At 41.5% G+C, this 26,040-nt stretch carries 21 protein-coding genes and 1 pseudogene; 15 read left to right on the forward strand and 7 right to left on the reverse strand.

Features of this window, described 5'->3' with window-relative positions:
- Nucleotides 1-19 precede the first annotated feature (19 nt).
- The 6 genes from MH144_RS03420 (at nt 20) to MH144_RS03445 (ending at nt 6,993) form a co-directional block, all read left to right on the forward strand.
- A complete protein-coding gene (locus MH144_RS03420) occupies nt 20-1,282 on the forward strand; it encodes an MFS transporter (protein WP_239297670.1) in 1,263 nt (420 codons plus the stop codon).
- On the forward strand, nt 1,279-2,058 hold the full coding sequence (locus MH144_RS03425) for a GntR family transcriptional regulator (RefSeq protein WP_239297671.1): 780 nt from the start codon (nt 1,279-1,281) through the stop codon (nt 2,056-2,058). The genes MH144_RS03420 and MH144_RS03425 overlap by 4 nt, the downstream gene beginning before the upstream one ends.
- A 158-nt stretch (nt 2,059-2,216) precedes the next feature.
- Nucleotides 2,217-3,635, forward strand: a complete 1,419-nt coding sequence (locus MH144_RS03430) for an aldehyde dehydrogenase family protein (protein WP_239297672.1) — start codon at nt 2,217-2,219, stop codon at nt 3,633-3,635.
- 31 nt (nt 3,636-3,666) lie between these two features.
- A complete protein-coding gene (locus tag MH144_RS03435) occupies nt 3,667-4,452 on the forward strand; it encodes a sulfite exporter TauE/SafE family protein (protein ID WP_239297673.1) in 786 nt (261 codons plus the stop codon).
- Nucleotides 4,453-4,480: 28 nt separating this feature from the next.
- Entirely contained in the window at nt 4,481-5,617 is a 1,137-nt protein-coding gene (gene ald / locus MH144_RS03440) for an alanine dehydrogenase (RefSeq protein WP_239297674.1), read from the forward strand.
- Nucleotides 5,618-5,640: 23 nt separating this feature from the next.
- Complete coding sequence (locus tag MH144_RS03445; protein ID WP_239297675.1) at nt 5,641-6,993, forward strand: aminotransferase; 1,353 nt, start codon at nt 5,641-5,643, stop codon at nt 6,991-6,993.
- A gap of 247 nt (nt 6,994-7,240) precedes the next feature.
- On the opposite strand, the gene MH144_RS03450 is transcribed toward MH144_RS03445, so the two are convergent.
- The 3 genes and pseudogenes from MH144_RS03450 to MH144_RS30940 all read right to left on the reverse strand — a co-directional run bounded on the left by MH144_RS03450 (nt 7,241) and on the right by MH144_RS30940 (nt 9,974).
- A complete protein-coding gene (locus MH144_RS03450; protein WP_239297676.1) occupies nt 7,241-8,077 on the reverse strand; it encodes a cupredoxin domain-containing protein in 837 nt (278 codons plus the stop codon).
- A gap of 328 nt (nt 8,078-8,405) precedes the next feature.
- Nucleotides 8,406-9,434: pseudogene (locus MH144_RS03455) on the reverse strand (flavin-containing monooxygenase).
- Between the two features lie 387 nt (nt 9,435-9,821).
- Nucleotides 9,822-9,974, reverse strand: coding sequence for a hypothetical protein (locus tag MH144_RS30940; RefSeq protein WP_239297677.1), 153 nt, complete (start codon nt 9,972-9,974; stop codon nt 9,822-9,824).
- On the opposite strand from MH144_RS30940, the gene MH144_RS03465 reads away from it, so the two are divergent.
- From MH144_RS03465 to MH144_RS03490, 6 genes are all read left to right on the forward strand, one after another.
- A complete protein-coding gene (locus MH144_RS03465) occupies nt 9,967-12,309 on the forward strand; it encodes a heavy metal translocating P-type ATPase (protein ID WP_343226006.1) in 2,343 nt (780 codons plus the stop codon). The two genes, MH144_RS30940 and MH144_RS03465, sit on opposite strands and share 8 nt — an antisense overlap.
- A 141-nt stretch (nt 12,310-12,450) precedes the next feature.
- A complete protein-coding gene (locus tag MH144_RS03470; RefSeq protein WP_239299244.1) occupies nt 12,451-12,744 on the forward strand; it encodes an ArsR/SmtB family transcription factor in 294 nt (97 codons plus the stop codon).
- A gap of 555 nt (nt 12,745-13,299) precedes the next feature.
- Entirely contained in the window at nt 13,300-13,602 is a 303-nt protein-coding gene (locus tag MH144_RS03475; RefSeq protein WP_239297678.1) for an Imm8 family immunity protein, read from the forward strand.
- Entirely contained in the window at nt 13,599-14,009 is a 411-nt protein-coding gene (locus tag MH144_RS03480) for a hypothetical protein (protein WP_239297679.1), read from the forward strand. The genes MH144_RS03475 and MH144_RS03480 overlap by 4 nt, the downstream gene beginning before the upstream one ends.
- Nucleotides 14,010-14,325: 316 nt before the next feature.
- Complete coding sequence (locus tag MH144_RS03485; protein ID WP_239297680.1) at nt 14,326-15,279, forward strand: tyrosine-type recombinase/integrase; 954 nt, start codon at nt 14,326-14,328, stop codon at nt 15,277-15,279.
- A 79-nt stretch (nt 15,280-15,358) separates the two neighbouring features.
- Nucleotides 15,359-16,171: an Rpn family recombination-promoting nuclease/putative transposase gene (locus MH144_RS03490; protein WP_239297681.1), complete on the forward strand. Its 813-nt coding sequence runs from the start codon at nt 15,359-15,361 to the stop codon at nt 16,169-16,171.
- A 10-nt stretch (nt 16,172-16,181) separates the two neighbouring features.
- Here the strand turns inward: MH144_RS03490 and MH144_RS03495 are convergent, their stop codons facing one another.
- Complete coding sequence (locus MH144_RS03495; RefSeq protein WP_239297682.1) at nt 16,182-16,373, reverse strand: hypothetical protein; 192 nt, start codon at nt 16,371-16,373, stop codon at nt 16,182-16,184.
- Between the two features lie 683 nt (nt 16,374-17,056).
- Here MH144_RS03495 and MH144_RS03500 point away from each other — a divergent pair.
- The 3 genes from MH144_RS03500 to MH144_RS03510 are packed head-to-tail and all read left to right on the forward strand — an operon-like array spanning nt 17,057 to nt 22,792.
- Complete coding sequence (locus MH144_RS03500) at nt 17,057-19,423, forward strand: glycoside hydrolase family 95 protein (protein ID WP_239297683.1); 2,367 nt, start codon at nt 17,057-17,059, stop codon at nt 19,421-19,423.
- Nucleotides 19,413-21,251 carry a cache domain-containing sensor histidine kinase gene (locus MH144_RS03505; RefSeq protein ID WP_239297684.1) on the forward strand — a complete coding sequence of 613 codons (1,839 nt, stop codon included), beginning with the start codon at nt 19,413-19,415 and terminating at the stop codon, nt 21,249-21,251. Before MH144_RS03500 ends, MH144_RS03505 begins: the two co-directional genes overlap by 11 nt.
- Nucleotides 21,251-22,792: a response regulator transcription factor gene (locus MH144_RS03510; RefSeq protein WP_239297685.1), complete on the forward strand. Its 1,542-nt coding sequence runs from the start codon at nt 21,251-21,253 to the stop codon at nt 22,790-22,792. Before MH144_RS03505 ends, MH144_RS03510 begins: the two co-directional genes overlap by 1 nt.
- A gap of 34 nt (nt 22,793-22,826) precedes the next feature.
- On the opposite strand, the gene MH144_RS03515 is transcribed toward MH144_RS03510, so the two are convergent.
- From MH144_RS03515 to MH144_RS03525, 3 genes are all read right to left on the reverse strand, one after another.
- Nucleotides 22,827-23,648 carry a carbohydrate ABC transporter permease gene (locus tag MH144_RS03515; protein WP_239297686.1) on the reverse strand — a complete coding sequence of 274 codons (822 nt, stop codon included), beginning with the start codon at nt 23,646-23,648 and terminating at the stop codon, nt 22,827-22,829.
- On the reverse strand, nt 23,645-24,541 hold the full coding sequence (locus MH144_RS03520) for a carbohydrate ABC transporter permease (protein WP_239297687.1): 897 nt from the start codon (nt 24,539-24,541) through the stop codon (nt 23,645-23,647). The genes MH144_RS03515 and MH144_RS03520 overlap by 4 nt, the downstream gene beginning before the upstream one ends.
- A gap of 97 nt (nt 24,542-24,638) precedes the next feature.
- On the reverse strand, nt 24,639-25,937 hold the full coding sequence (locus MH144_RS03525) for an ABC transporter substrate-binding protein (protein WP_239297688.1): 1,299 nt from the start codon (nt 25,935-25,937) through the stop codon (nt 24,639-24,641).
- Nucleotides 25,938-26,040: the final 103 nt, after the last annotated feature.

The following is a 26,040-nucleotide window of genomic DNA, read 5'->3' on the forward strand; positions in this document are numbered from 1 at the left end:
ATAGAAGGAGGAACATGTAGTGAGCAGAGCTGGAGCGTTGAAACATACCAAAATGATCATTTTTCTTCTGTTTATTGGAAATTTGTTTTCTGCATTTGATCGGTTTGTCATCAACTTCGGGGTTGTGCAAATTTCGAATGAATTCCAGCTGAGTGCTTCAGCGAGTGGTTTGATGTTAAGTGTCTTTTTCTTGGGATATGCGCTCATGCAAATTCCTGGTGGTTGGCTTTCGGACCGATTTGGAGAAAAAGTTATTCTGTTCATTTCCATCATCGGTTTTTCGTTATTTACGGGTTTAACAGCTATAGCCTGGTCCTTTGCTTCACTCTTAGTTATCCGTTTTCTTTTTGGCATGGCAGAAGGCAGTTTCTTCCCGGCAGGTTCCAAATTGATTTCCACCAGTATTGATGAAAATAAACGTTCTCGTGCCATGTCTGTTTTCCTTTCCGCACTAACCGTAGCCGGTGTAATTGCACCGATTCTCACAACTACGATGCTTGTGCAATTTGGCTGGCGGACCATGTTTTTAATTATCGGGATATGTGGTCTGTGCATTGCCTTATTATATTGGATTTTCTTAAAACCAAGCGTCTTGAAACAGCAAGTCACGAACAATGGCGATTACCCAAAACATGGTGCACCCCAGGCCAAAGGCAATATCAAGATTTTATTAAGAACACCAATGATTTGGAGCCTGATGATCGCGTCTTTCGGCTACGGCTTTATCAGCTGGGGCACATCCTCCTGGATGCCAACGTATCTGGTGAATGAACGCGGCTTAAGTCTATCTTCACTCGGCATTCTGCAAATGATTCCGGCCGTTTCAGGTATCCTCTTCTTCCTGATTGCCGGAGCAGTTATGGATAAAGTGAAAAGTGGACAGGAGAAGTGGTTTGGTGCCTTTAGCGGTGTTGCACTTGCCGTAACCGTATATTTAATGTTTCACGCTGCATCGATCACAGGAGTCATCATATATCAATCGATTATGCCTGTATTCTCTGCCTTCCTGTCGGTCATCATCTATAGCCTTCCCATTAAGCGATTACCCGAAGAGACAAGTGGATCTGCTGTTGGATTGGTTAATATCGGCGCACAGATCGCGGGATTTGCAGCACCTGTAGGAATGGGACTGATTATTGATCTGTTTAAGGGATCATATGATGGTGCCGTCTGGTTATTAAGTGCATTTGGTATCCTTATTTTCCTGGCTTTCCTGGGTCTGCAATCCAGTAGGAAACGCTTGATCATTCCAGAGCTGGCGAAAGGAGTAAGTGAATATTGATCAATAATAAAAGTAAACTCCCTTATTATACGCAATTGAAGGAATGGATTTTGCAGCAGATCGACAATGAAATTCTGTTAAAAGGGGAGAAAATTCCTTCCGAAATGGATTTGGCTCAGCAGCATGGCATTAGTCGGCCCACCGTGCGGCAAGCCATTGGAGAACTTGTTCAGGAAGGTTATCTGATCAAGAAGAGAGGTTTGGGCACGTTCGTTTCTTCACCAATTATTACTGGAAATGCAAATGTATTTACGACATTTGCCGAGGGGATGCGTGCAAGCGGTCTGACGGATCAGGCCAAGCTGATTCATGGTCAAATAATTCAAGCATCTGACAAACTTGCGGAGGAGCTCGCAATCGCTCCAGGCAGCAATGTGTTCAAAATTGTGCGTCTTAGACTGGCCAATGATGAACCACTGGCTATTCGAACTTCGTTTATCCCTTGTCATCTGTATCCGGAATTGCTGGAGGAGGATTTGGAGGGAGTTCCTTTATATGATTTATTACAGCGTAAAGGGCATGTAGCCATGGGCTCGTCTCAATCCTTTCAGGCTGTTGGAGCATTAGCTGAAGAGGCTGAGCTTTTGCAAGTGGATACAGGAACGCCAATGATTTTGTGGAATGGTGTAGCGCATAATGAGAGAAATATGCCGATTGAGAAGTATAAAGCCTTGTATTTAGGTTCAAGGTTCCGCTTTACCATTGAGCAAGTAGGTAAAAACCAGGCTGGAACGATGCATGAGGAATTAATGCCCATCGGACCAATCCATTTTTAGTGAAAAAAGTGAGGAGCGCAGATGCTCTTCACTTTTTTTGTACACCTAAAAAAAACATGTTAGAAAATCTGACGTAATTAAACTAAAACAATTCAGTATATCTTATGATGAGTTTATCAAGCAGTTGTAAATACATCCTTACAAGTGGGAGAGATGACATGACAAGTACATTCATACAACAGGAAAAACTGGTTTCCATTAATCCATCCACCAAGCAAGTGTTAGCCGAATTTCCAATGATGAGCAAGGTCGACATTGAGGAATCCATTTCAGCAGCTACAGCAGCTCAAAAAAGTTGGTGTAAAGTACCTGCACCCGTACGAGGGGAGCTGTTGCTAAAAATAGCTCAGTTGCTTGAGGACCGGGCAGAAGATTGGGGACTGCTCGTCACCACAGAAGTGGGAAAATGTCTGCGGGATGGCATCGCTGAGATTCATCGCAGCGTTTCGTTTCTTCGTTTCTTCGCGGGAGAAGGCTACCGCATGACCGGGGAAACCATCCCTTCCAGACAAGCCGGTGTGTTCGCTTATACGAAACAACAGTCTCTGGGGACCGTTGGTGTCATCACACCATGGAATGTACCGCTGGCGATTCCGATCTGGAAAATGGCTCCGGCATTGGTTGCGGGCAATAGCATTGTGTGGAAGCCTGCACCGCAGTCGCTGATGATTTCCCAAAAATTCATGTCTTTGCTGGAAGAAGCAGGATTGCCGGAAAATGTAGTCACCATGCTAATTGCTGATGGTCCTCTCGTTAGTGAAACCTTTGCATCCCATGAACAGATCAAGGCGGTGACGTTTACGGGCTCGACGAAGACAGGGCAAACGATTCATCAGGTATTAGCGCCGAGAGGCATTCGTTTTCAGGCAGAGATGGGAGGCAAAAATCCATTTATCATTATGCCGGATGCGGATATCGAACAGGCTTGTCAGGATATTGTATCTGGTGGTTTATTGGACGCAGGACAGCGCTGCACAGCGACCAGTCGTATTTTTGTTCATGACTCCATTTATGAAACGTTCCGTGATCACATGCTTTCAACGTTGAATCAGGTCACCCTGGGTCTGCCGACAGAAGAAGCATCGATCATTGGCCCTGTAGTGGATCAACGGCAATATGATACGATTCGGTCGTATGTTGAGAAAGCAATATCAGAAGGCGCAGCTCTCATATACGGTGAGGATGAGCCGGAAGATCAATGGGCGCAAGGCGGCTTTTTCATCAAACCCAAGCTTTTTGATCATGTGACACAGGAGATGACGATCGCAAATGAAGAAATCTTTGGACCTGTATTGGCGCTGATCCAATTCTCCGATTTTGATGAATGCCTGAAGCAGTCCAATGCCATTGAATATGGATTATCATCGACGATCTATACGAAAGATATTGCCACAGCCATGAAGTATGCAGATGAGATTGAATCTGGGCTGGTGCATATTAATATGCCTTCAACGTATAGCGAACCACATATGCCATTCGGTGGGATCAAAGCAACAGGTATTGGCGGATTCCGTGAACAGGGAAGCCATGCCATCAAGTTCTTTACGGAATGGAAAACCGTCTATGTACGTACTTGATTTGAAGGAACGTATAAGGAGATGAGGAGAAATGGGCGTAGGTTTAGCGGGAATTCTCATTCTCTTCGCGGTACTTAGCGGTCTTGCCAAAGTAGGCTTTGGTTTTGGAGCTGGCATGATATTAAATCCAATACTTACGTTATTCGTTTCTTCTGCCACCGCGACAACACTGTTAGCTCCGATTTTGTGGTTTAGCAATTTTACAGGTGCAAGAGTGCACCGCGCATCAATTCAGTGGGGGCTAATTGCCAGAATGCTGCCGATGGCTCTAACAGGTACTCTCTTCGGAAGTATCATCCTGGCCTACGTAGATGACCATATTCTGAAACCAGCCATTGGTATTAGTGCAATCATGATGGGCGTCATGCTCATTGCAAGCCGTAAAAGGAAAGATCGTGCAAAAAATCGGGAAGCTACTGCTGATCTGGCAGATAATTCTCCTCTCCAAGAAAAAAGCACAAAAAAAACTGTACTTTATCAGCTGGGCGCACTCGCATCCGGATTTGTCGGCGCAGCCGCAAACTCGGGCGGACTGCCCCTGATCGTATTATTTCTGCATGATTCATCCTTCTCGAAGAAACAGTTTACGGCAAACATTGCGATGCTGCTGGCTGTTATGGATTCCATCAAAATTGTATCTTATTTGGTTCTTGGAACACTGTCCATTCAAAATCTGCTGCTGGTGCTGCTGTTTATTCCGTTTATTTATGCAGGGGGTTTTGCAGGCAAGTGGCTGAATGAAAAAATATCGGAGACATCATTTTTGATCGTCGTGCATTCCATCATTTTTATTACAGGCATTCTGTTATTGTATTAATACCAATCGAATCGGGAGTGTGTGAGACATGATTATAGGCGTACCCAAAGAAATCAAAAACAATGAAAACCGGGTAGCAATTACCCCGGCAGGCGTTTTGTCGTTTGTGAATGCGGGACATGAGGTACAGATTGAAGATGGTGCGGGGTTGGGCAGCGGCATTAGCAATGACGCATATATTCAGGCTGGTGCGACAATTGTTTCTACAGCCCAGGAAGCCTGGTCAGCGGAGATGGTTATGAAGGTGAAAGAGCCTCAACAGGAGGAATTCATTTATTTTCGTGAAAACTTGATATTATTTACGTACTTGCATCTTGCGGCTGAACCGGAATTGACTCATAAACTTATGGAAAAAAAAGTAACAGCTATCGCTTATGAAACCATTCAGCTTGGCAATGGCTCTTTGCCACTATTGACACCGATGAGTGAAGTGGCCGGCAGAATGTCTGTTCAAGTGGGCGTGCATTCCCTTGAGAAATTCCAAGGTGGAAAGGGTGTACTCATTAGTGGTGTTCCTGGAGTGAAACCAGCCAATGTGGTCATTATTGGCGGCGGCGTGGTTGGAACAAACGCAGCAAAAATGGCGGTTGGACTGGGCGCTAACGTGACGATTCTCGACGTCAATCCGGAGCGGCTCAGACAGCTCGACGATCTGTTCGAAGGGCGTGTGCAAACCGTTATATCGGATCGGTTCCACATTGCTGAGGAAGTAAAGAAAGCGGATCTGCTGATCGGTGCAGTACTGATTCCGGGTGCCAGAGCACCGCAACTTGTCACTGAAAGCATGATCAAGGAGATGGAGCCCGGCTCTGTAGTGGTCGATGTTGCCATTGATCAGGGAGGGTCCATTGAAACGGTTGACCATACAACCACCCACGATCAGCCTACTTACGTGAAGCATGGTGTAATTCATTATTCTGTGGCCAACATGCCTGGAGCTGTCGCAAGAACTGCGACCTATGCTTTGACGAATGCAACAAGTCAATACGGGCTGTTTATTGCGAATCAGGGATTTGAACAAGCCGTGTTGAACAATCCGGCGGTAGCCAAAGGGGTTAATACGTTTAAGGGCGAGGTTACATTCCATGCTGTAGCACAAGCCATGAATTTGTCATTTACGCCTCTTGAGACGATGATCACGAAAGAAGTCATAGCAGTATCTTAATTCATTCCGGGGGAGGAAATGACTTGAAAACAAAAGAAGAGACACGTACATTGATTGAGAAAGATCAGCAGCATTTATGGCATGCACTCTATAAAGACATAGAGGGAGCCAATCCTGTCATTGCGGCATCCGGCGAAGGCTCCTGGTTCACGGATATAGACGGCAATCGCTATTTCGATGGAGTCTCGGGATTATGGTGCTTAAATCTTGGGCATGGACGCAAGGAAATCGCCGATGCCGCAGCAGCGCAAATGATGAAATTGTCCTATTCGCCCTTAACCATAAGTCACGAGCCTGCCATCGAGCTTGCGGCAAAAATCAGTGAATTGTTGGGTGGGGGAGATTATAAAACCTTTTTCTCCAACAGTGGATCAGAGGCGAATGAGACCGCGTTCAAAATTGCACGTCAATACCATGCGCAAAACGGCAATCCCGGGAAATATAAATTCATCTCCAGATATCGGGCTTACCATGGCAATACGTTAGGGGCATTAAGTGCAACCGCTCAAGCCAATCGTCGGCATCGGTACGACCCTCCTGCGCCAGGATTCCTGCATGTACAGCCTCCGTATCGTTACCGGTCGCCATTCGGGGATACACCGGAGGCGGATATCATCGCTGCAAATATGCTGGAGGAAATGATCGTCTGGGAGGGAGCAGATAGCGTCGCAGGTGTCATCATGGAACCTTTCATTTCTGGTGGCGGGGTTATTATTCCATCTGACGGTTATTTGCAACGTGTCGCCGAGATTTGTGAGAAATACGATGTACTGCTCATTATGGATGAAGTGGTTTCGGGTTATGGTCGCACGGGCAAAATGTTCGGCTTTATGCATTACGAGGGCGTTCAGCCAGACATCATCACGATGGCAAAAGGGCTGACAAGCGGGTATTTGCCGCTTGGAGCAACGGCGGTGAAAGCGGAAATCTACGAGTGCTTCAAAGGCTCCGGGCATAACAATCAGTTCCGGCACGTCTCCACCTATGGTGGACACCCGGCTTCCTGTGCGGTAGCACTCAAAAACATAGAGATCATAGAACGGGAGAATATTGTTGCCAAAGTCGAATATCAGAGCCATGAAATATTAAGCGAATTGCATACACTTGTTGCTCACGCCCGAGTAGGCGATGTTCGTGGAGTAGGTTTCCTGTACGGTATTGAACTCGTTGAAGATAAAGAAACGAAAGTCCCTGCATCCGATGCCTTTGTTGGCTCAATTATTGCAGCTTGCAAGCAAAAAGGGGTTATCATCGGAAGAAACGGAGACACCATCCCGGGCTTCAGCAATGTCCTGATTATTGCTCCGCCACTCTCCTCAACAGAGGAGGACCTCACGTTTTTGGTGGAAACGGTGAAGGAAGCGTTCGGGATGTAACAGCACGAACCCCTTATAATGTTAAGGCAGCCCAATCCTTTGAACTGCACCTCCGATTGTTAAGTTGTCCAACAATTGGGGAGCAGTTCATATGTATGATTGGCTGCTTTTGTTCAACTAACGGGCAGGATAGTTGAATTGATAGGGTATAATTTCACTAGAAACTCTAGGTCTTACAAGCCAGGTGAGTCAGACGGATAGCAGCTTGTGTGGGTTTGAAGGTAATTCATTTCATTAATAGAATGTGTTACGTAACGGTGATCGTTCCATAATACATGTACATACCGCAATTGAATTGATATTTTCCAGGTTTCAAATCATTTAAAGTCACGAAGTTATCTCCCTTTTCGAGATACACATCTAATCCTAAATCGGTAGATTCAATGCTCCGTATACAAGTATAACCTGAGTGTTTTATGAAATTTATTTTTGTTGGAACACCTGCTTTTATCACTATATTTTCATGACTGAAGCCTTTAGATGTTACATCAATTGAAACAATTTGATATCCTGTATTTTCTTGAACGATACTTTGATCACTTGATTGTAAGTTTTGTGGTTGAATTGCAGTGGTTTGGTTATCGTATAACTGAAAAAACAGTAGTATCCCGATCGAAAGGGTTCCAAAACCAACCATAAGTATACCTGAAATAAATGGTAAACCAATTCCATTTTTCTTGGTTTCATGAGTTTGGTCCGTTTCTTGATTGGCCAATTGGAGAACAACGCTCAAAATAAAAATAAAAAGGATATCAATAAACAACACCATGATATAAGAAAAACTCACCATGGCCCCAAGCATTGCACCCATCAATCCACCCATGATTCCTGCAAGCATTCCATCCAAAGCAGCCATTAAACTTACAGGTTTTCCGATAAAGTATCCCACTCCCAAACCAAACAAAATGGCAATTATTGAAGGGACTTCTAAACTATATTGAAACACTATGCCAAATTGAAAACCGAGGGCAAGACTAGATATCATACCAACGGTCATAGCAATCATCATTCCAGCCATACCTGCAAGTTTCTCTTTTCGTTTGAAGGTAACGAAACCAATGTATCCAGTGAATAATACAATCATAATTATACTTATTATTGTTAAGATCACTTTTTTAACCCCCCTTAATATCTGGTGACTGAGTTCGGCCTATCTATTCAATGTAAAAAATCAATCTGAAAATATATAAAAATTTATATAGTTATGTACTACATATTGTAGTGTAATTATTGTAATTACAATAGATCAAATTTTAATAATTCAGTAATTGTTCATACATTTATGGCGAAATTGGTCTGAAAGCGAAACTCAAGTATTTGATGTGCAATGAGGATTATTCGAAGAATGTAAAGTAGCACTTATAATCCGGCCCAATAATGACCCGGTTACAAACTTAGGGCGAGGCTTTTGTTTATTTTAGTTGGCTCACAATATATTCTGCATCTGCGCCAACACCTCCAATCAGAGCCGAGCCTCTGGATGACTGCCACGGCATTCCTAGAAAAAACAACCCTTGAACATCACTTACGCCTCTTTGATGCTGGACACCGCCTTTTTCATTGAATAGCGTTTTTTCTTTGATCTAGGTGTAGTCTGTACGAAAACCGGTAGCCCATATCACATTATCAATCTGCAATTTGCTGCCATCTTCGAACTGCACATGTCGATCCTTCACTTGAACTGCCCGTGGCACAAGTTTAATTTTTTTATTGCGGATCATCTTTTTTAGGTCTTTACCAAAAATAGGGTCCGATTTCTTTTGAATAAACTTGCCCAATTTGCTTTCGGCACTGACATTCATGATCCCCAATTTTCTGAACCAAGAAAAAATGCTCGTTCCCATGACTTGCAAAGGCATGAAGTGTAATGGACGACCAACAGATAAAAAAATGTCCCGCTCCTTGGCCAATTCCACCGCAATTTGTGCTCCTGAGTTTCCGGCACCAACAACGATAACAGTTCCTTTGTTCAATTGTTTGGGATGAGCGTACGCCGAAGTATGAACCTGAAGTACGCTTTTATACAGTTGATCAGTAGCTAAAGGTATGTAAGGTGATTGAAACGGGCCTGTGGCTACAATGACATTAGTTGCTTTTAACATTCCCTTGGTTGTATACACATCGAAACTTTGCTCGGCTGATTCAAGTGAAACCACTTCGGTAGATAGCTGAATTGGTAACGTAAAGGTAGTAGCATAGTAAGTCGAAATTTCATCCTTAGTTGCGTATCCGTTCGGATCGCCTTCTAGCGGCAAGCCTGGTAGTGAACTGTAGGATCTTGGTGTAAACAACGTTAAACTATCATAGCGTTGTCTCCATGATTCTCCTATCCGATTAGATTTGTCAATTAATAAAAATCGAAGTTTTCGATTCTTCAAAAAATATGCTGCGGCAAGACCAGCCTGTCCCGCACCAATAACAATGACATCGTAAGGTTTCATTATAATCCTCTCCCTATAACCGAGTTATCTAAAATGCATGTTCGAATTCGGTGAAGACGTATATTCGCAAACAAGAATGAGGTTAATGCTGGATTTCAGCATTGACCTTTACATTAGTGAATGCTAATATGACTAACATATTAATAAATACTAATATATATTGCAATACTTTTCCGTATACGAATTCGAGTAAAGAATCGGAGTGATTGATATGTCTGAAGGTAAACATCAGGATTTCTGCTGTTCTGAAACAGGTGGATGCACTTTATCAGAAAAGGAATTGGGGACAGCGCAGAAGGATCAGCAAGATAGTTGTGTTTCAAGCCCTTCCTGTAACGATTCCGTCGAAACTAGTGTGAAGCCAAGTACACAGTTTAAGCAACAAATTCAGTTCACGATGACTTCAAAACCAGTGAAAAAAGATGATTGCTGCACGGACACGGACGAACCAAACTGCTGCAGCGCAGGGGAAGAAAATAGTAAAGCAGACTCTTGTTGTCCCAGCACTACATCATCCGTTCCCATTACATCCGTGTCCAATCCGAAAGCCAATCCAGGTCAGACGTTCCAATATTGGGTGCAGGGTATGGACTGTTCTTCTTGTGCGGAAACGATTCAAAAAAGCATCGCCCGCATGGAAGGTACAGAAGAGGTACAAGTGAATTTCAGCACGGCCAAGATGAGTGTTACTATCTCTGATCCAACCATTGGAGATCAGATTGAATCCCAAGTCAAAAAATTGGGGTATACCATTGAACCCATCGCTTCGAGGCAAACCGGTCAGACCTACGTCATTGATGGCATGGATTGTGGGGCTTGTGCAATAACCTTGGAAAAACATATGCTTAAGTTTCCCGAAGTCCGGGAAGTTAACGTTAACTTCTCCACGGGGAAGATGCGGATCGATCATGATTTAACGAATGATCAAGTGAAAGAAGAGGTATCCAAAGCGGGCTTCAAAGCTTTGTTGTCTAGCAGTAAACACAATTCATCTGAAGCGGTGGAAGAGAACCTAAAGAAGCCCATACCTGCAACATTATACTCCGGTATATTTTTGTTAATGGGATTTGTAGGATCGTATAGCCATGTATCCGAATGGATTATTACATTGCTTTATGCTGCGGCTATCATTATTGGGGGCTATAAACCTGCCCGAAGTGCCTATTATGCCGTACGCAGCGCTTCACTGGATATGAACGTTCTGATGACCGTGGCCGCTTTAGGCGCCGCACTGATTGGCGAATGGTTTGAAGGTACCACGGTTGTTTTCTTATTCTCATTAGGAAACACCCTTCAAAATAGAGCGATTGAAAAAACAAGAAAATCCATTCGAGGCCTCATGAATCTGGCTCCTCCCGAAGCATGGATCAAGCAAGGGCAACAGCTGGTACGCACGTCCGTGGAAGACATTCAGATTGGGGATGTCATCGTCATCAAACCTGGTGAAAAGATACCGTTGGATGGCGAAGTAACACGTGGTCACTCAGCAGTCAATCAGTCTCCCATTACCGGCGAATCTGTACCGGTTGATAAGGAACCAGGTCATGTTGTGTATGCAGGTACGGTAAATGAGAGTGGTTCTCTTGATGTCAAGGTCACCAAACTGGTGGAAGATACGACGATTGCGAGAATCATTCACTTAGTAGAGGAAGCCCAAGAGAAGAAAGCACCTTCTCAAGCCTTCGTCGACCGTTTTGCTAAAATTTATACCCCCATCATGTTTGCTATCGCACTGCTCATGATGTTGATTCCTCCTCTGTTTGGATGGGGCACATGGGGGGATTGGTTCTACCGTGGGCTGGAGCTGTTGGTCGTCGCCTGTCCTTGTGCGCTTGTCATCTCTACTCCGGTCGCCATCGTGTCCGCAATCGGGAATGCAGCCAAAAATGGTGTGTTGATCAAGGGAGGAACATTCCTGGAGGTTGCTGGTTCGATCAAGGCCATTGCCTTTGACAAAACGGGAACATTGACTGAGGGCAAACCTAAAGTATCTGCGGTATATACGCAACACGGGGTTTCGGAAGAAGATTTACTCCGCATTGCTTTAACGATTGAAGAGCACTCACAACATCCTATCGCATCTGCCATCGTGGAGCACGCCAAACAGCAGGAATTATCCGCACTTCAAGGTGAACGATATGGTGCACTCGTGGGTAAAGGGGCACATGCAACCATTCAAGGCATCGAATATTTCGCAGGTAATCCGAAGCTATTCCAAGACATGAGTGTATCCATGGAGCATCTGGAAGACCAGGCTTCCCAGCTTCAACAAGAAGGAAACACCTTGATTTTGGTGGGCACGACATCGGAACTTCTTGGCATGATTGCCGTGTCTGATTCCATTCGACACACCACAGTCACCACGATGCAAGCACTGAAACAGTCGGGCATTGAGCAAGTCGTCATGCTTACGGGAGACAACGAGGGTACGGCATGTAAAATTGCTAAAGAAGCGGGTCTTGATCGTTATTTTGCTGATTTGCTTCCCGAAGATAAGGTATCCGCAGTAGAACAACTTCAACAAGAAGGCAAACTCGTCGCTATGGTAGGAGACGGGATTAATGATGCTCCCGCACTGGCTACAGCCAATTTAGGCATCGCCATGGGCGGAGCGGGCACGGATACGGCCATGGAAACGGCAGATATTGTCCTGATGGCTGATAATCTGGATAAACTCCCTCATACGATGAAACTTAGTCGCAAAGCCCTTCGAATCATTAAGCAGAACATTTGGTTTTCATTGTTGGTTAAAGTTGTGGCTTTATCATTCATCTTCCCTGGCTGGTTAACCTTATGGGCTGCCGTAATGAGTGACACAGGTGCGGCGTTGCTGGTCATTTTGAACAGCATGAGATTGTTGCGCATGAAAGGTTAAGAAGGTTAAGGTCATTGAGATGAGACAAGGGGTTAATTGAATCTTCTATGTCAAAATGCTAAATTAAAGTTAGCATCATAAGCGTAAGGCTTGGGGGGATATAGTTTGAATACGACCGGTTGCGAAGTAAAAGCCAAATTTATGAGAGGATTCAGTGACAAAACGAGGTTACTGATCTTGGACTCCATACATCAGGAAGAAAAAACAGTTTCACAAATTGTAGAAGAACTCGGAGGAAACCAATCCAACATTTCGCAGCATCTCGCTTGTTTAAAAGGCTGCGGCATTATTGTAAGTAGACAGGAAGGGAAGTACATTTACTATTCCTTGAGGAATGAACAGATCAGGGGTCTTCTGCAAGTCATAGATGATGTATATGCCCAAGTAGAGAATGAAGTAGCCTCTTGTGAAAAAAATGAAGCCTTGAATTTGTAAACTGACCGACTTGTATCTATTAGCACATATAACTGTAAAAAGCCGATTCCTGTAGGAGTCAGCTTTTCATTTAATGAATCTGAAAAATAAATGTCGCGGGGCAAGAACATTGTTCCATTCAAAGTCGCTATGATAGCGGCTTTTTCTGTTTTAAGGAACCAAGTTCTTGTCCCAAGCTGAGGACAAGAACTTGGTGTCATTTCGGATTAGGATTGTATCATGATGGAGATGCTTCCAGTTGATTAAAAAGAGAAGAACAGAAGACCATATACAAATGTCGAGGGACAAGAACATATTCCCATTGAAGTCGCTATTTTAGCGGCTTTATTATTTTATCGGTACAAGTTCTTGTCCCAAGCCAAGGACAAGAACTTGTACCGATTACCGTATTGGACAAGAACATGTTCCTATTACCGATTAGGCGTGTATCTAATCGTCATCTTGTCCTTCAATTCATTAAACTAACGGGCAGGTTAGTTTTAGAGGAGTATGATAGAATCTAATTAAAAGGAAGGTGGAAATTTGATAGTTCCAGAGTTAAAGTTCACACATGTAATGTCAGAAGAATGGGTTGATCTTGAGGAATTTTACGTTTGTATAGATGCCTTTATAGGTGAAGTCGGAAGTAAAGGATCTGAGGTATTTAGATTCTATATTGTCAGCCCTAAGTGGTTATTGAAAGCACTAGAAAATTCAGATGAAATTGAACTAGGACGAGGATACTTAATAACAAGTGATTATAGTATTTCAAAAGTAGAGTATCGTATAAAAACAATTATAGGAAATTGTCAAAAAACTTCTTGGGATGATGTAATTCATGCCATTTCTCGCTATGCAATATGGGAATCTGAACAATGAAATTACAGGAAAACGAAAGTCATATTGAAGCCAAGGGAGAAAAAAAGATGAAACTTAGAGGGTCTCTTACGGAGCATGCGTATCGAGGAGAACTTAAAAGCTCAAAATACTATTTATTCAATGACCCTTCTATGCGCAGATTTCTAGATATTATTAGAACAACTTTTCCTACAATGAATACAGCTCATATTTTATTTTGGACACCAGACCAGAGTGAGGATATAATAAGCTTTCTTATTGATACTGACACAGTGATTAAGATAGAATTGGATCGTTATGATGAAGCAATTGAGCCAATAGTTGACGTTTATCCAATTAAGTCTTACTTGAAGGGACTCAGTAAAATTTATCAAATCAAAATTGCAGTGGCCATTGATTTAGCAAAGAACGATAAAAATACATACTGAGTTTTCAACTAACGGGAAACTATAGTGTAAGAACCAAAAAAGCAGTTGACTAATGTTATCGGTACTTAATATTCAATGGAAATTTTTAAGTTTGTCTGTATTGTACTTTATATAATAGCGCTAAACATGAATTTGACGCACTTTAATTTTTAATCGATTTTAATGTATGAATCCGACTCATTATACACGAATTTTTCTTGTGAAAATAACCTGTTATTTCAATTAATTCAATTAAATAGATGTGCTGATTTTTTGGAAGTTGATCACCGAAAATTCTTATCTAAATTAGTGTTTATACGAGACCGGAGTGAGCGAAATGCGTAACCGATATGAACTCGAGGATTTGTATAGCGAACAAATTCGGGCTTTTCGAATTTATCTAAAACAATCCGGATATACGGCATCAACTCAGAAAGAGTATATGAGAGAAAGTATGATCTTTTTAGACTCGTTAAATGGATCGTTACCCCAAGATGCAGGGAAATTGCACATCATGGAGTTTCTAAGTGACAAGCAGGGTTCTGTTGGTGATAAAACACGTAATCGATCTCTTTCTGCCATTCGAACATTCTATATGGCTCTGATTGATTTTGAACTTGCATCAAAAAATCCGGCTGCTGAAGTGAAAAAGTCTAAAACTGAAAAAAATAAGAAACCCATCTACCTGGAGGAAGAGGATCTATCCGAGAGCCTTAAATATATTGAGGGACGCTATAAGAACAGGAATATTGCGATATTTTTACTTATGGCCTATTGTGGACTGCGAGTAGGGGAAGTTCACAGGTTGAATCTAAAGGATTTGAAAAAAACTAGAGGAACGATTGAAGTGTTTGGGAAAGGTCGAAAGTGGAATGAGATACCTGTACCAGACGTATTACTGAACTATCTACTGGAGGTAGAAAAGGAGAGGATTTCTCCTTACAGACTTCAGGAAGAAGCATTCTTTGTATCTCAAAAAGGACGCAGACTATCCATTAGGCAGATACAGAAAATCGTCAATCTCACATTTGAAGCATTCAAGAAAGGCAATCCGAATGTTAGTGATATGAAACTTTCATGCCATAAATTAAGGCACTCTTTTGCCACCATGTTACTGAAAAATGATGTAGATATACGCGTTGTGAAGGAACTTATGGGGCATTCTTCGATTGAAACAACTATGATTTATACGCACGTTAATGATGAACAGAAGAAAAGAGCTATGGCAACCGTAAATGTTCCCTTGAACGCAATTGGCGAAACAACCCTTATGCTGGCTAGGCATAAATAGGTTGATGTCTGAATGAAATTTGCTTTGAACGCTTTGATTTTTGGTATAATGGAAGTGTATATAGAATGGAGTTGCTGTTATGGAATTGCTTGATCCGAGAGTGGATTTTGTCTTCAAACGTATCTTTGGCAGTGAAAATAATAAAGACGTATTACTCGCATTTCTGAATCGAGTCCTTACTGAAGCAGGAGATCCACCACTTACAGAGATCATCCTCATGAATCCTTACACGGACAAAGATGACCCGCTCGATAAGCAATCCATCTTTGATGTTTATGCTAAAACTTCAGAGGGAAAACTGATTGATATTGAAATGCAGCTATTTAATAAGTACGATATTGAGAAAAGAACGTTATTTTATTGGAGTAAACGCTATTCCAGTCAACTTCATGAGGGAGAGAAGTATCAGGAGTTGAAAAAATGCGTCACCATTAATATCCTGAACTATGCCTTTTTAGCCAATGATGATTACCATAGTATTTTTCATCTTCGAGAAGACCGAACAGGTTTAACCCTAATTGACGATATCGAGATACATTTTCTGGAATTACCTAAGTTAGATGACGTTATTCCGTCACAAGGTGGTCTTGAGAACTGGTTGTTGTTTCTGAAAGGTGTGGATACTACACATTGGGAGGTGCTGAAGATGAATGAACCAGGATTAGAGAAGGCCATGGATACCTTGCAATTTTTGAGCCAGGATTCCGAAGCCCGTCGCTTGTATGAAGCGCGTCAGAAATATTTGCATGATGAAGCATCAATGCTCGAAGGAGCTCGAAAAGCGGGTATCACTGAAGTGGCAAAAAATATGTTGGATTTGAATTTAGATATATCCACGATCGCCAAGGCAACTGGATTAACTGAACAGGAAATTATGCAATTGAAAAAGTAACTTTCTTTGTTTAAGTCGCTAAATTAGCGGCTTTTTTGTTTTGAAGAACCTGAGTTTGTAAGCAAGTAAATGGGAATCTATAAGTGAGTGTTAAATATACCCTTCCTCTTAAACTGAAGGGGAGAATAGTTGAATCTACAAAGGGCTTAATAACCTTTTTATTATTTATATTTTTTGTTGAAATCAACAAAAACCAACTCATTGCATTAGCTAAACCTCCCCCTTTTCAAATGTAGAATTGGACAAGCTGAAACTTGCTGCAGAGTTCAAACTCCCATTACTTATAGAAGGTGTAAGGGAGAGAGCGAAATTGACAAACCTTTTCTGAAGAATACTTCTTGTTTCAACATCCAAGAAAAAACATCACCAGTAAATAATTATCATTCATTAGCTAAACTTGAATGATAATATTATCTAATTGTTTGTCTTGTATAAATAGGATGTTATGAATCATACGGGGAACAATGTTGCTAGTGTGCGGATTTTCAGTTACAAAATCAGCTGTTCCATCATACTTCTATCCGGTCGCTTACATAAATTTGTGATCCATTTCTTGATCAGATCAAGCATGGTCATCTTGACCGTGTGTGAGTAACACGTGGGTAACTTAAGCAATAGAGTTTCATCCCTAATTAAGGAAGACGGGAGATTCTTTAAACTGATGGAGAAAATCGAAGTGCTTTATAATCCCAAAAGTAATCAACCTTCAAATCATTATGATTGGATGGTTATAGCTATTTTATTTAGATGAGTTAAAAATTTCTACGTTAGCAGTTTGTTATAATCTATTCAAAAGTTGATTTCACATTGCTATATTTAGGAGTGGGATATAAATATTTCTTTTTGGAAGCGCAAACAATAAAAAGGGAGTGTATTATTTTGTTAATGAAATACATCAAACCCGCCATGGAATGGACTGAAGCATTACCTGTTGGTAACGGAAGGCTTGGAGGTATGGTATTTGGTGGTATTGAGCAAGAACACATACAACTGAATGAAGATACCCTGTGGTCAGGATACCCAAAAGATTCTAATAATGATAAGGCTTTCGAAGTATTATTGAAAGTAAGAGAGCAAATCTCCCGTAATGAGTATCAAGAAGCATCAGAATTGTCTAAACAGATGCTGGGGCCTTATAACCAATCATATCTTCCATTAGGCGATTTGTACCTTCAGTTTGAGCATGGAGATGTGGCTAAAGATTATTCTAGAACATTGAATCTGCAAACGGGTGTCTGCACTACCTCGTATACTATAGGTGGTATACTTTATTCTCGTGAAGTGTTTGCATCTTACCCGGACCAAGCCATCATAATCCGATTGGCGGCAGGTAAAAAGAGTATGATTACATTTTCTGCAAACTTACGGAGCAAGTTACGTCATACCGTCACGGCAGTACAGGATTCCATTATTCTTACAGGACTTGCTCCGGAACATGTAGACCCTAGCTATTATGATCGAGTAGAACCAGTGTTGTATGGTGATCTTGAGAATAGTTTGGCTATGCGATTTGCTGCTTTGCTGCGAGTATTTAATGAAGGAGGATCCGCTAGAGTTGAAAACGGAACTTTGAAAGTCTCTGATGCTAATTCTGTTACTTTGGTATTTAATGCTTTAACAAGTTTTAAAGGATTTAATCAAATGCCAGGTACTGATGTGCTAGAAGTTTCAAAGCGGGTAAGTAAATTGTTGTCACCACTTTCGGAAATGCCTTTTGAAAAATTAAGGGAACGACACATCATGGATCATCAAGCATTATTTAATCGAGTAAATTTAACACTTGGTGAAAAAAACAAAGAATCGCAAATACCAATTGACGAGAGATTGAAGAAAAATGGTGCTGAAGATCTCGGTATGCTTGAACTTTTGTTTCATTATGGGCGATATTTGCTCATTGCTAGTTCCAGACCTGGTTCGCAGCCGGCAAACCTTCAAGGCATTTGGAATAACGACGTACGGCCACCGTGGAGTAGCAATTGGACTCTGAATATCAATGCACAAATGAACTACTGGCTAGCAGAAGCAGGGAATCTTTCTGATTGTCATGAGCCTTTATTTGAGTTTATAGGAAACTTGGCTCATAATGGTGCTAAAACAGCTCAGGTGCACTATGGTGCAAAAGGATGGACTGCACATCACAATGCTGATCTCTGGTGTCAGACTGCACCTGTAGGAGATTATGGACATGGAAATCCAGTGTGGGCGCTATGGCCCATGGGAGGAGTGTGGCTCTGCCGGCATCTCTGGGAGCACTATGAATTTGGATTAGACTATGAATTCTTAAGAGAGAATGCGTTTCCAATTATGAAAGAAGCTGCATTGTTTCTTTTAGATTGGTTGGTTGCAGATGATACAGGACAATTGGTGACTTCTCCTTCCACGTCTCCAGAGCATCGTTTCCGTCTTGAGGACGGTACGTTGTGCGATGTTAGTAGCGCTTCAACAATGGATCGAATGTTAATTCAGGATTTGTTTATTAATTGCTTGAAAGCAATGGAGATACTTAATATTCAAGATAACTTACGTGTAGAAATACAGCAAACTCTAGACAATTTATGGGCGCTTTCTATCGGTGCCGAGGGGAGATTACAAGAATGGAGCGTTGATTTCAAAGATGAGGATGTAAATCATCGACATGTGTCCCATCTTTATGGGATCTATCCTGGCGAATGGCTAATGGAGGATACAATGAAGACTTTCTTTGAAGCTGCTAGACGTTCTCTTGATATTCGGGGAGATGAGGGGACAGGTTGGAGTCTGGCTTGGAAAATAAATTTGTGGGCACGTTTTGGAGATGGTAATAAGATTTACTCCCTATTCCGTAATTTGTTCCATTCGGTTAGTGGGCAGGATTTAAACTATCATCGTGGAGGACTTTACCCCAATTTAATGGATGCGCATCCTCCTTTTCAGATTGACGGGAATTTCGGTTATACCGCAGGTGTCCTTGAAATGCTGTTGCAATCTCATCATCATGTTCTGAGGTTGCTCCCTGCTTTACCGGATATATGGAAAGATGGTGAAGTTAAAGGCTTACGTGCCCGAGGAGGGTTTACTGTGGATATTAAATGGAAGAAAGGTCGACTAGTAAAAGCGATTATACAAGCGGATACTGACGGCAATTGCATTGTTTATACCGGTGGTGGTGTCACTGTAACTGAAGTGAAAACTGGAATAACTATAGCTTCAGGTGTTGGACAAGTCGGTTTTAAGACAACAGCTGAGACGGCATATTACATCCATGAGAATTAAATCGGTTAACGCAAAAATATTTATCCGCTACTCTGCACTAATTACCATTCTAATCGCTGTCTTTTTAATTGCATTCAGTCTATATATGGAAAGCGTTTTGCGTAAGCAGTCGGTGCAGTCCATGAATCAAATCTCGGCTAACATCCTTGACACTGTCAACTTGGAATTGAAGAATTTGTACAGTACTGCACTGAAAATTGTCGCTTCTGAACCTGTAAGGGCCCCCTTTTTTCAAGATACAAGTGATCCAACAATTCTTTACAATGTGAGAAATAAATTAGCGAGTGCTGTATTGAGTATAAATGGACCCATTCCTAATTTTTATAAATTGTATATGTATCGAAATGACGGATTCATTTTCCAATACGGTAAAGAATTTGACGCGGTTAATGGAGATGCAAAGACACTCCTTCAACAAGATTGGGCAATTCAAACCTTAATGCAGAATGGTAAAAGGAGCATCTCTCCTCCACGTGAAGACAAGGATGAGCCAGATCAAAGTATTATCTCAGTCAATATGGCTTTTGCCGAAGTTTTCGGTGGAAAAGCAAGTAATATCATTACAGTGGAACAGAAATACGAGGTGTTTGCAAGAATCATTGAAAAAGCAGTAATGTCTAACGATCTGGAAAAGACACAGCATAAAAAGGTGTATGTAATTGATCAGAATGGACAACTGGTCTATCCCTACTCAAAGGATAAGGAAATTAATTCAGCGATGCTGGATAAAATTAATTTTTTTCATGAAGCTATAACTCAGAATCTGTCTGCTAATATACTTGAGAGCAGCGAGATTCAGCATCAACTAAACTATGACCGAACCCTTGCCGTATACTCCAGATCAAGTTTCTCTGGTTGGACAGTGCTACTCGAAGAGCCTGAAAGTTCGCTGATGGAGCCAATTGTTACTTTTAACATGAATATAATCTTATTAGGCATTTCTGCACTTGCTGTTGCGTTGGCAATGAGTTTTTTTGTATCACGAAGTCTTACTCGGCCATTGAAGCATATCAGCAAATCGATAAAAATGTTGGACTTTGACACTTTAGGTCTACCAAAAAAGTCAATTCCAATTAGCAGCATAGATGAGTTGGAGGAATTGAACCGTACATTTATTGAAATGCGTAGTAGATTAAAAGAATCCCTAGAGGAGGCGGTTTCTGCTAGGTCTCATGAAGTTGAGTCCCGGTTGCTCGCGCTTCAAGCACAAATGAATCCTCACTTTCTGTATAATTCCTTATCTGTAATCAGCATTTTGTGTGAAGAAGGTAAGAACATTGAAGCACAGATGTTTTGTAAGGGTCTGTCTAGGATGCTCCGATATGTATCTTCTAATAACTTTAGTTCTGTGGGTCTCGTCGAAGAACTACAGTATACTCGAGACTATGTACAACTGATGGGAGAACGCTACGGAGAAATGCTGAGGTGTGAGGTGAATGTTCCCCCTGAAATGGAATCTATAAAAATTCCGAAACTAGTTATACAGCCACTTGTCGAGAATGCGATAAAACATGGTGCAAGTGGTCAACCGCCTTGGGTGATCCGCATCACAGGGAAGATTTTGTCGGGAGGGTGGATGGTTACCATCTCAGACAACGGGACGGGTTTTGATCCCGGTAAGCTAGAACTGCTGAAAGAGAAATTCAGATCGTTTGATAGTGGAACGAGAATTCCAGAAATCAGCGTGGACGGTATGGGGATGCTTAACATATATATCAGACTGAGGATGTTTTATGAGACAAACATGATTTTTGACATTTCTGAAAGCGGTGAAGGTGGGGCCGCAGTCACTATCGGAGGATTTACGCAGCAGAAGGAAGGTAAATGATGAGCCAAAGGAAAAAAATCACTGTCATTGTAGCCGAAGATGAGCCGATTATTAAAAATCATATTATAACCAAAATTGAGCAAGCAGCACCTGATTTTAAAGTAATCGCAAGTTCATTTAATGGTAAGGATGCTCTTGATGCGATATTAAGACTAAATCCGGATGTTGTCTTTACCGATATTCGGATGCCTGTAATGGATGGTATGGAGCTTATCACGAATATCCGCGCTGTTATGCCTGAAATACCTATTGTCGTGCTCAGTGGTTATAATGAATTCGAATATGCAAGACAAGCAATTCGTTTGAACGTATTGGATTATTTACTTAAACCACTGGATACAGAAATGCTCCTTAGTACATTAAATCAGATCCGAAGCAAGGTCTTGTCTGCAAACACGAATCAGTTGCGGCAGGTAATTTCTTCTATGCTTCATGGAGAGAGTGACAATACGTTGTTTCCTAATGATTTAGGACATGTTGTTTTCCAAATGTTCTTGATAAATGCTGGGAATTTATGTGACCATATCACTTCGTTAAAACATTCTGCGTCGTTTAACTCACTCTGGCTCCGAATCAATTGGCAAGAGCTCATAAACCGAACAACTACTCCGATTTTGGATTGGTGGCTTATCGACGAGAAAATGCTGAATCAAAAGTTCCTTATTATTGCTTATCCTATAGGAAACAAAGAAGATATTCTTGCTACAGGAGAAACTCTTTGGCGTATACTGATTAATGTACTAGCTCCTTATACAGTATCAATATGTATGCATGCAGAAATGATTGCGAAAGATCAACTTTGGAAGGCGTCACAGGATTTAAGAATGCTGATGGAACAGGGGGTTTGCATTGGTCAGTCTCAATTTATGCTCTTTCCGGATGATCAAAGACAAACACCATCCGTAATTCCATCGCTTTCAGTACAGCAGATTAGGTCAGTGTTGGATAATCCGCGAGCGCTTCATAATCTTATTACAGAGCACCTTGTTGCTATCCAGAATGCAGCAATCCCACAAAGACAAGCAGAAGTGATGTTTGCAGAGACTATGAAAATGATTCAAAGAAATCAAGTTGTAATGTCGGCAACAAATTTTTCAAATATTGAATATGAAATAGCTGAAATGGTATGCACATCTTTAACTTTTGAAGAGGTTTGTGAGCGGCTTTGGAAAGTGATTGAAAGGAACTGCTATAAGGAATCAGGCGTTGGTAAAACTTCGCAGCTGGTTGAATCCATAAAAAATTATTTCAAAAACCATTATTCGGAGGATATTTCTCTGGAGGAAATAGCGCAGCAAATGAACTTTTCATCTGCTTATTTGACCAAAATATTCAAGAAGTATACCAGTGAGAGTCCTGTAAAGTATCTGACTAATTATCGAATGTCTGAAGCTAAACGGTTATTGATCGAGCACCCCGATCTCGATATACGAATTGTTGCCGAGATGACGGGATACTTCGATCAGCATTATTTCAGCAAGGTATTTAAAGGAGTAGTCGGTCAGACACCTTCAGAATTTCGCTTTAGCAAAACGGACTAATATAGAGAAGACTATTCAAGGAGCCGGGAAGAAACTAGCCTTTCACGGCTCCAGCAGTCATTCCGGAAATAATATATTTCTGTCCGAAAAGATAAACGATTAGAGTAGGAACCATAATGACCAGTGCGCTGGCAAAGAGAAGCTGGTCTTGTCCGTAAAAGGTTCCGGTAAATTGAAACAATAGGAGTACAACCCCCCATTTATCGGTTTGAGTTACAAAGTATAATGGGAACATGAAGTCATTCCAGCAGTTAACAAAGTTGATCACTAGTGCGGTTACCGTCACCGATTTTATGAGTGGGAATATCACTACAAAGAAACGATATAATGGACCTGCGCCATCAATGGTAGCTGCTTCATCTAAATCGACCGGAAGGTTTCGGATGAAGCCGTTGTACAGAAAAATCGTAAATGGCATGAAGTAAGCCGCATAAAGTAAGATCAACCCATGATAAGTATTAATGAAATGTAGTGCTTTCATGAACTGGAAGGTGGTCACCATATTCATCGGGGCAATCAAACCGATTAGGAATAAATTGAAAATTATAGCGTTAATGCGCGATTTTCTTCTTACAATAATGTACGAGGCCATAGCAGATAATACTGAACAGATAATAATTGAGCCGAAGCTGAAGATGAGACTATTCATAAAGGCTGGACCTATGTCGCCTGTCCGGAATACTTCAAGGTAATTTTCCCAGTGAAAAACCGAAGGTAGGCCGATCGACATTGCACTAACCTCCATGCCGTCTTTCAGCGAATTTACGAGTATAAAATAGAGTGGCAAGAATATGACGAGTGTTAGTGCCCACATCATAATTTCGATTAAAAATTTTGGTGCGTAGCGTTTGCTCATGATACATCCACCTCAAATTTTTTGAATATTGCGTTCACTATGAAGTACACTGCAGTTACGAACACAAACAGAAGCAGCCCCAGTGCGGTGGAATATCCGTAATTACCTTTGCCAAATTCATTTAGTATTGTTAGATTCAATACTTCCGATTTTCTGGCTGGACCACCATTCGAAATTACATAAATCAGATCAAATACTTTAAGACCTGCAATCATACCCAAAATCGTATTGATAACAATTGACTGGTACAAATAAGGTAACGTAATATTAAATAATTTATGATAGGATCCAGCACCGTCCATTTCGGCAGCCTCATGAATTTCTTTGGGAATGGTTTGAAGTGCAGCAAGGAAGATCGCCATAGCAAAACCGGAGGCGCGCCAGACTTCAACCGAAGAAATTGACCATATCGCTAGTTGTGGATCGGACAACCATGAATTAGTCAAGAATTCAAGTCCGATCGATTTAAGAACTTTATTCAGCAGGCCATCTGGATTGAAGATTTCCGAGAAGGTAATGCCTAGTAACACTGTTGATAGAGTGATAGGCATATAGAATATGGCACGAAGCACATTTTTCGTGCGTAGGCCTTCATTTAGTAAAAGTGCCAGGAAGAGCCCGAATACAATCTTTAGCACTGTAGTAAATACGGCAAAGATGATTGTGTTTATAAAAACTCCGCCATTGCCGGAAGATCCACTAAAAATCTCGCGGAAATTATCGAGACCGATAAATTTAATCGCATTCCCGTAAGCATTCCAATTAGTGAATGCGTAAAAAAAACTTGTTAGGTTTGGTGCCAAAAATAAGGCCAAATATAATACGAATGCAGGGATCAACAGATATTGTGGGTACATTTTGCGTATGATTTTCTGATTATTCAGTTTGTTCATGCTCTCCACCCTCACTTGCTTCGGTATTTAGCCGACATGAAGGAACACTCGTGATAATATGAATGCCCCCACATGCGACTGATCTATTTAGAAACTCTTACTCTGCCGCCGAAAATAACTTCAATCGATCGTTGTCTATGGCTTTTAGAACATCCGTGCTGGTTTTTGAATCAAGCAATAATTCTATAACATAGTTACCGACAACGGTGTTATCCCAAAACTTAATACCGGTTTCCATAATGGTGTTTACCGATCCGTTTGAGTTTGCACGTAACGATTTTTCAATTTCACCCTGCTTCTGAGGCAGATCGGTGAAGGATGGATTTAAGCCCGTAAAATCATAGAATTTTTTGAGAACATCAACTCTAGAGATATAGTTTAAGTATTCCTTGGCTGCGTCTATATTTTTACTGTTCTTGTTAACTACACGAATAAGGCTTCCATCATATACAGCCAGTGCCTGATTATCTACGAATGGTGCAGGCATCATACCGTACTTCGAAAAATCGTACGTTTCACCTTTGGCTTTGGATTGCACATCTTCGTTGGCGGGTACCATTGTCATGGCATATTTGCCACTTTCCATCGCAACCATATGCTTGTCATAGGTATTGGAAAGTGCGTCTTTGCCAAAGTACCCCTTATTGTAGGCTTCTTTGTATTGATTTAGAAATATATCAAACGTAGTCACACCTTCAAAGGTTGCTTTGTTATCGTTAAGATTTTGAAAGAGGCCAGAAGAAGCATTTTCACCTGCTGGGCCCATTAATGCGAACCAAACGCCAGAATGCCAGCTATCTTTGAGTGGCTCATACACTGGAGTGATACCATTTTGGAGTAACTTGTCGCAAAGAGCGGTGAACTCGGCGTAAGTTTTTGGAACTTGCAAATTGTATTGTTCAAAGATTTTCTTGTTGTACATTAGGCCCCAACCGGCATTTTCACCTTCTGGTCCCCAGCCGATAACTTGTTCATTATAGGTAGAATTTTTCTTTGCAGCATCGGTCATCCGTCCTACCCATTCCTCACCACTCAAATCCACAAAATTATCCTGAGGTTGGAATTGAGCTGCATTGGCTTGAGCCCAGATAATGGATAGATCAGGGCCTTCGCCAGAGGCCAACTTTGCCTTTAGTACACTGGCATACTGATCTGTAGGGATAATTTGTACATCAACTTTAATTCCGGTCTCTTTGGTGAAATCCTCAATAATCTCTTTGTCTACAGGTTTCAACCAGTCGGCCGCAGCCGAAAGACTAATGGTAACATTATTCTTGTCGGTAGTTCCTAAGTTTTCGCTACTTACTTCATCCGTGCCTTTACTTGCACAACCAGTAACAATTCCAGTAAACAGCATGAGGGCTGCCAAGGTGGACGCTGCTTTCTTTTTTCTCATCATATATTCTCCCCTCAAATTGGCTATATTGTTGCAACTGCCGACTACCTTTCTTCATAACTGATGAATCTTCCGGAATAATTTTGATTAAGCGCTTACATAG

This window comes from Paenibacillus sp. ACRRY (assembly GCF_022346995.1).
Taxonomy (GTDB): Bacteria; Bacillota; Bacilli; order Paenibacillales; family Paenibacillaceae; genus Paenibacillus.

Coding starts and splice junctions, on each gene's coding strand:
- MH144_RS03430 (WP_239297672.1), top strand. CDS start 2,217: ATGACAAGTACATTCATACAACAGGAAAAACTGGTTTCCATTAATCCA.
- MH144_RS03435 (WP_239297673.1), top strand. CDS start 3,667: ATGGGCGTAGGTTTAGCGGGAATTCTCATTCTCTTCGCGGTACTTAGC.
- ald (WP_239297674.1), top strand. CDS start 4,481: ATGATTATAGGCGTACCCAAAGAAATCAAAAACAATGAAAACCGGGTA.
- MH144_RS03450 (WP_239297676.1), bottom strand. CDS start 8,077: ATGATTGTATTATTCACTGGATACATTGGTTTCGTTACCTTCAAACGA.
- MH144_RS03470 (WP_239299244.1), top strand. CDS start 12,451: ATGAGAGGATTCAGTGACAAAACGAGGTTACTGATCTTGGACTCCATA.
- MH144_RS03475 (WP_239297678.1), top strand. CDS start 13,300: ATGTCAGAAGAATGGGTTGATCTTGAGGAATTTTACGTTTGTATAGAT.
- MH144_RS03480 (WP_239297679.1), top strand. CDS start 13,599: ATGAAATTACAGGAAAACGAAAGTCATATTGAAGCCAAGGGAGAAAAA.
- MH144_RS03485 (WP_239297680.1), top strand. CDS start 14,326: ATGCGTAACCGATATGAACTCGAGGATTTGTATAGCGAACAAATTCGG.
- MH144_RS03490 (WP_239297681.1), top strand. CDS start 15,359: ATGGAATTGCTTGATCCGAGAGTGGATTTTGTCTTCAAACGTATCTTT.
- MH144_RS03495 (WP_239297682.1), bottom strand. CDS start 16,373: ATGAGTTGGTTTTTGTTGATTTCAACAAAAAATATAAATAATAAAAAG.
- MH144_RS03500 (WP_239297683.1), top strand. CDS start 17,057: ATGAAATACATCAAACCCGCCATGGAATGGACTGAAGCATTACCTGTT.
- MH144_RS03505 (WP_239297684.1), top strand. CDS start 19,413: ATGAGAATTAAATCGGTTAACGCAAAAATATTTATCCGCTACTCTGCA.
- MH144_RS03510 (WP_239297685.1), top strand. CDS start 21,251: ATGAGCCAAAGGAAAAAAATCACTGTCATTGTAGCCGAAGATGAGCCG.
- MH144_RS03515 (WP_239297686.1), bottom strand. CDS start 23,648: ATGAGCAAACGCTACGCACCAAAATTTTTAATCGAAATTATGATGTGG.
- MH144_RS03520 (WP_239297687.1), bottom strand. CDS start 24,541: ATGAACAAACTGAATAATCAGAAAATCATACGCAAAATGTACCCACAA.
- MH144_RS03525 (WP_239297688.1), bottom strand. CDS start 25,937: ATGAGAAAAAAGAAAGCAGCGTCCACCTTGGCAGCCCTCATGCTGTTT.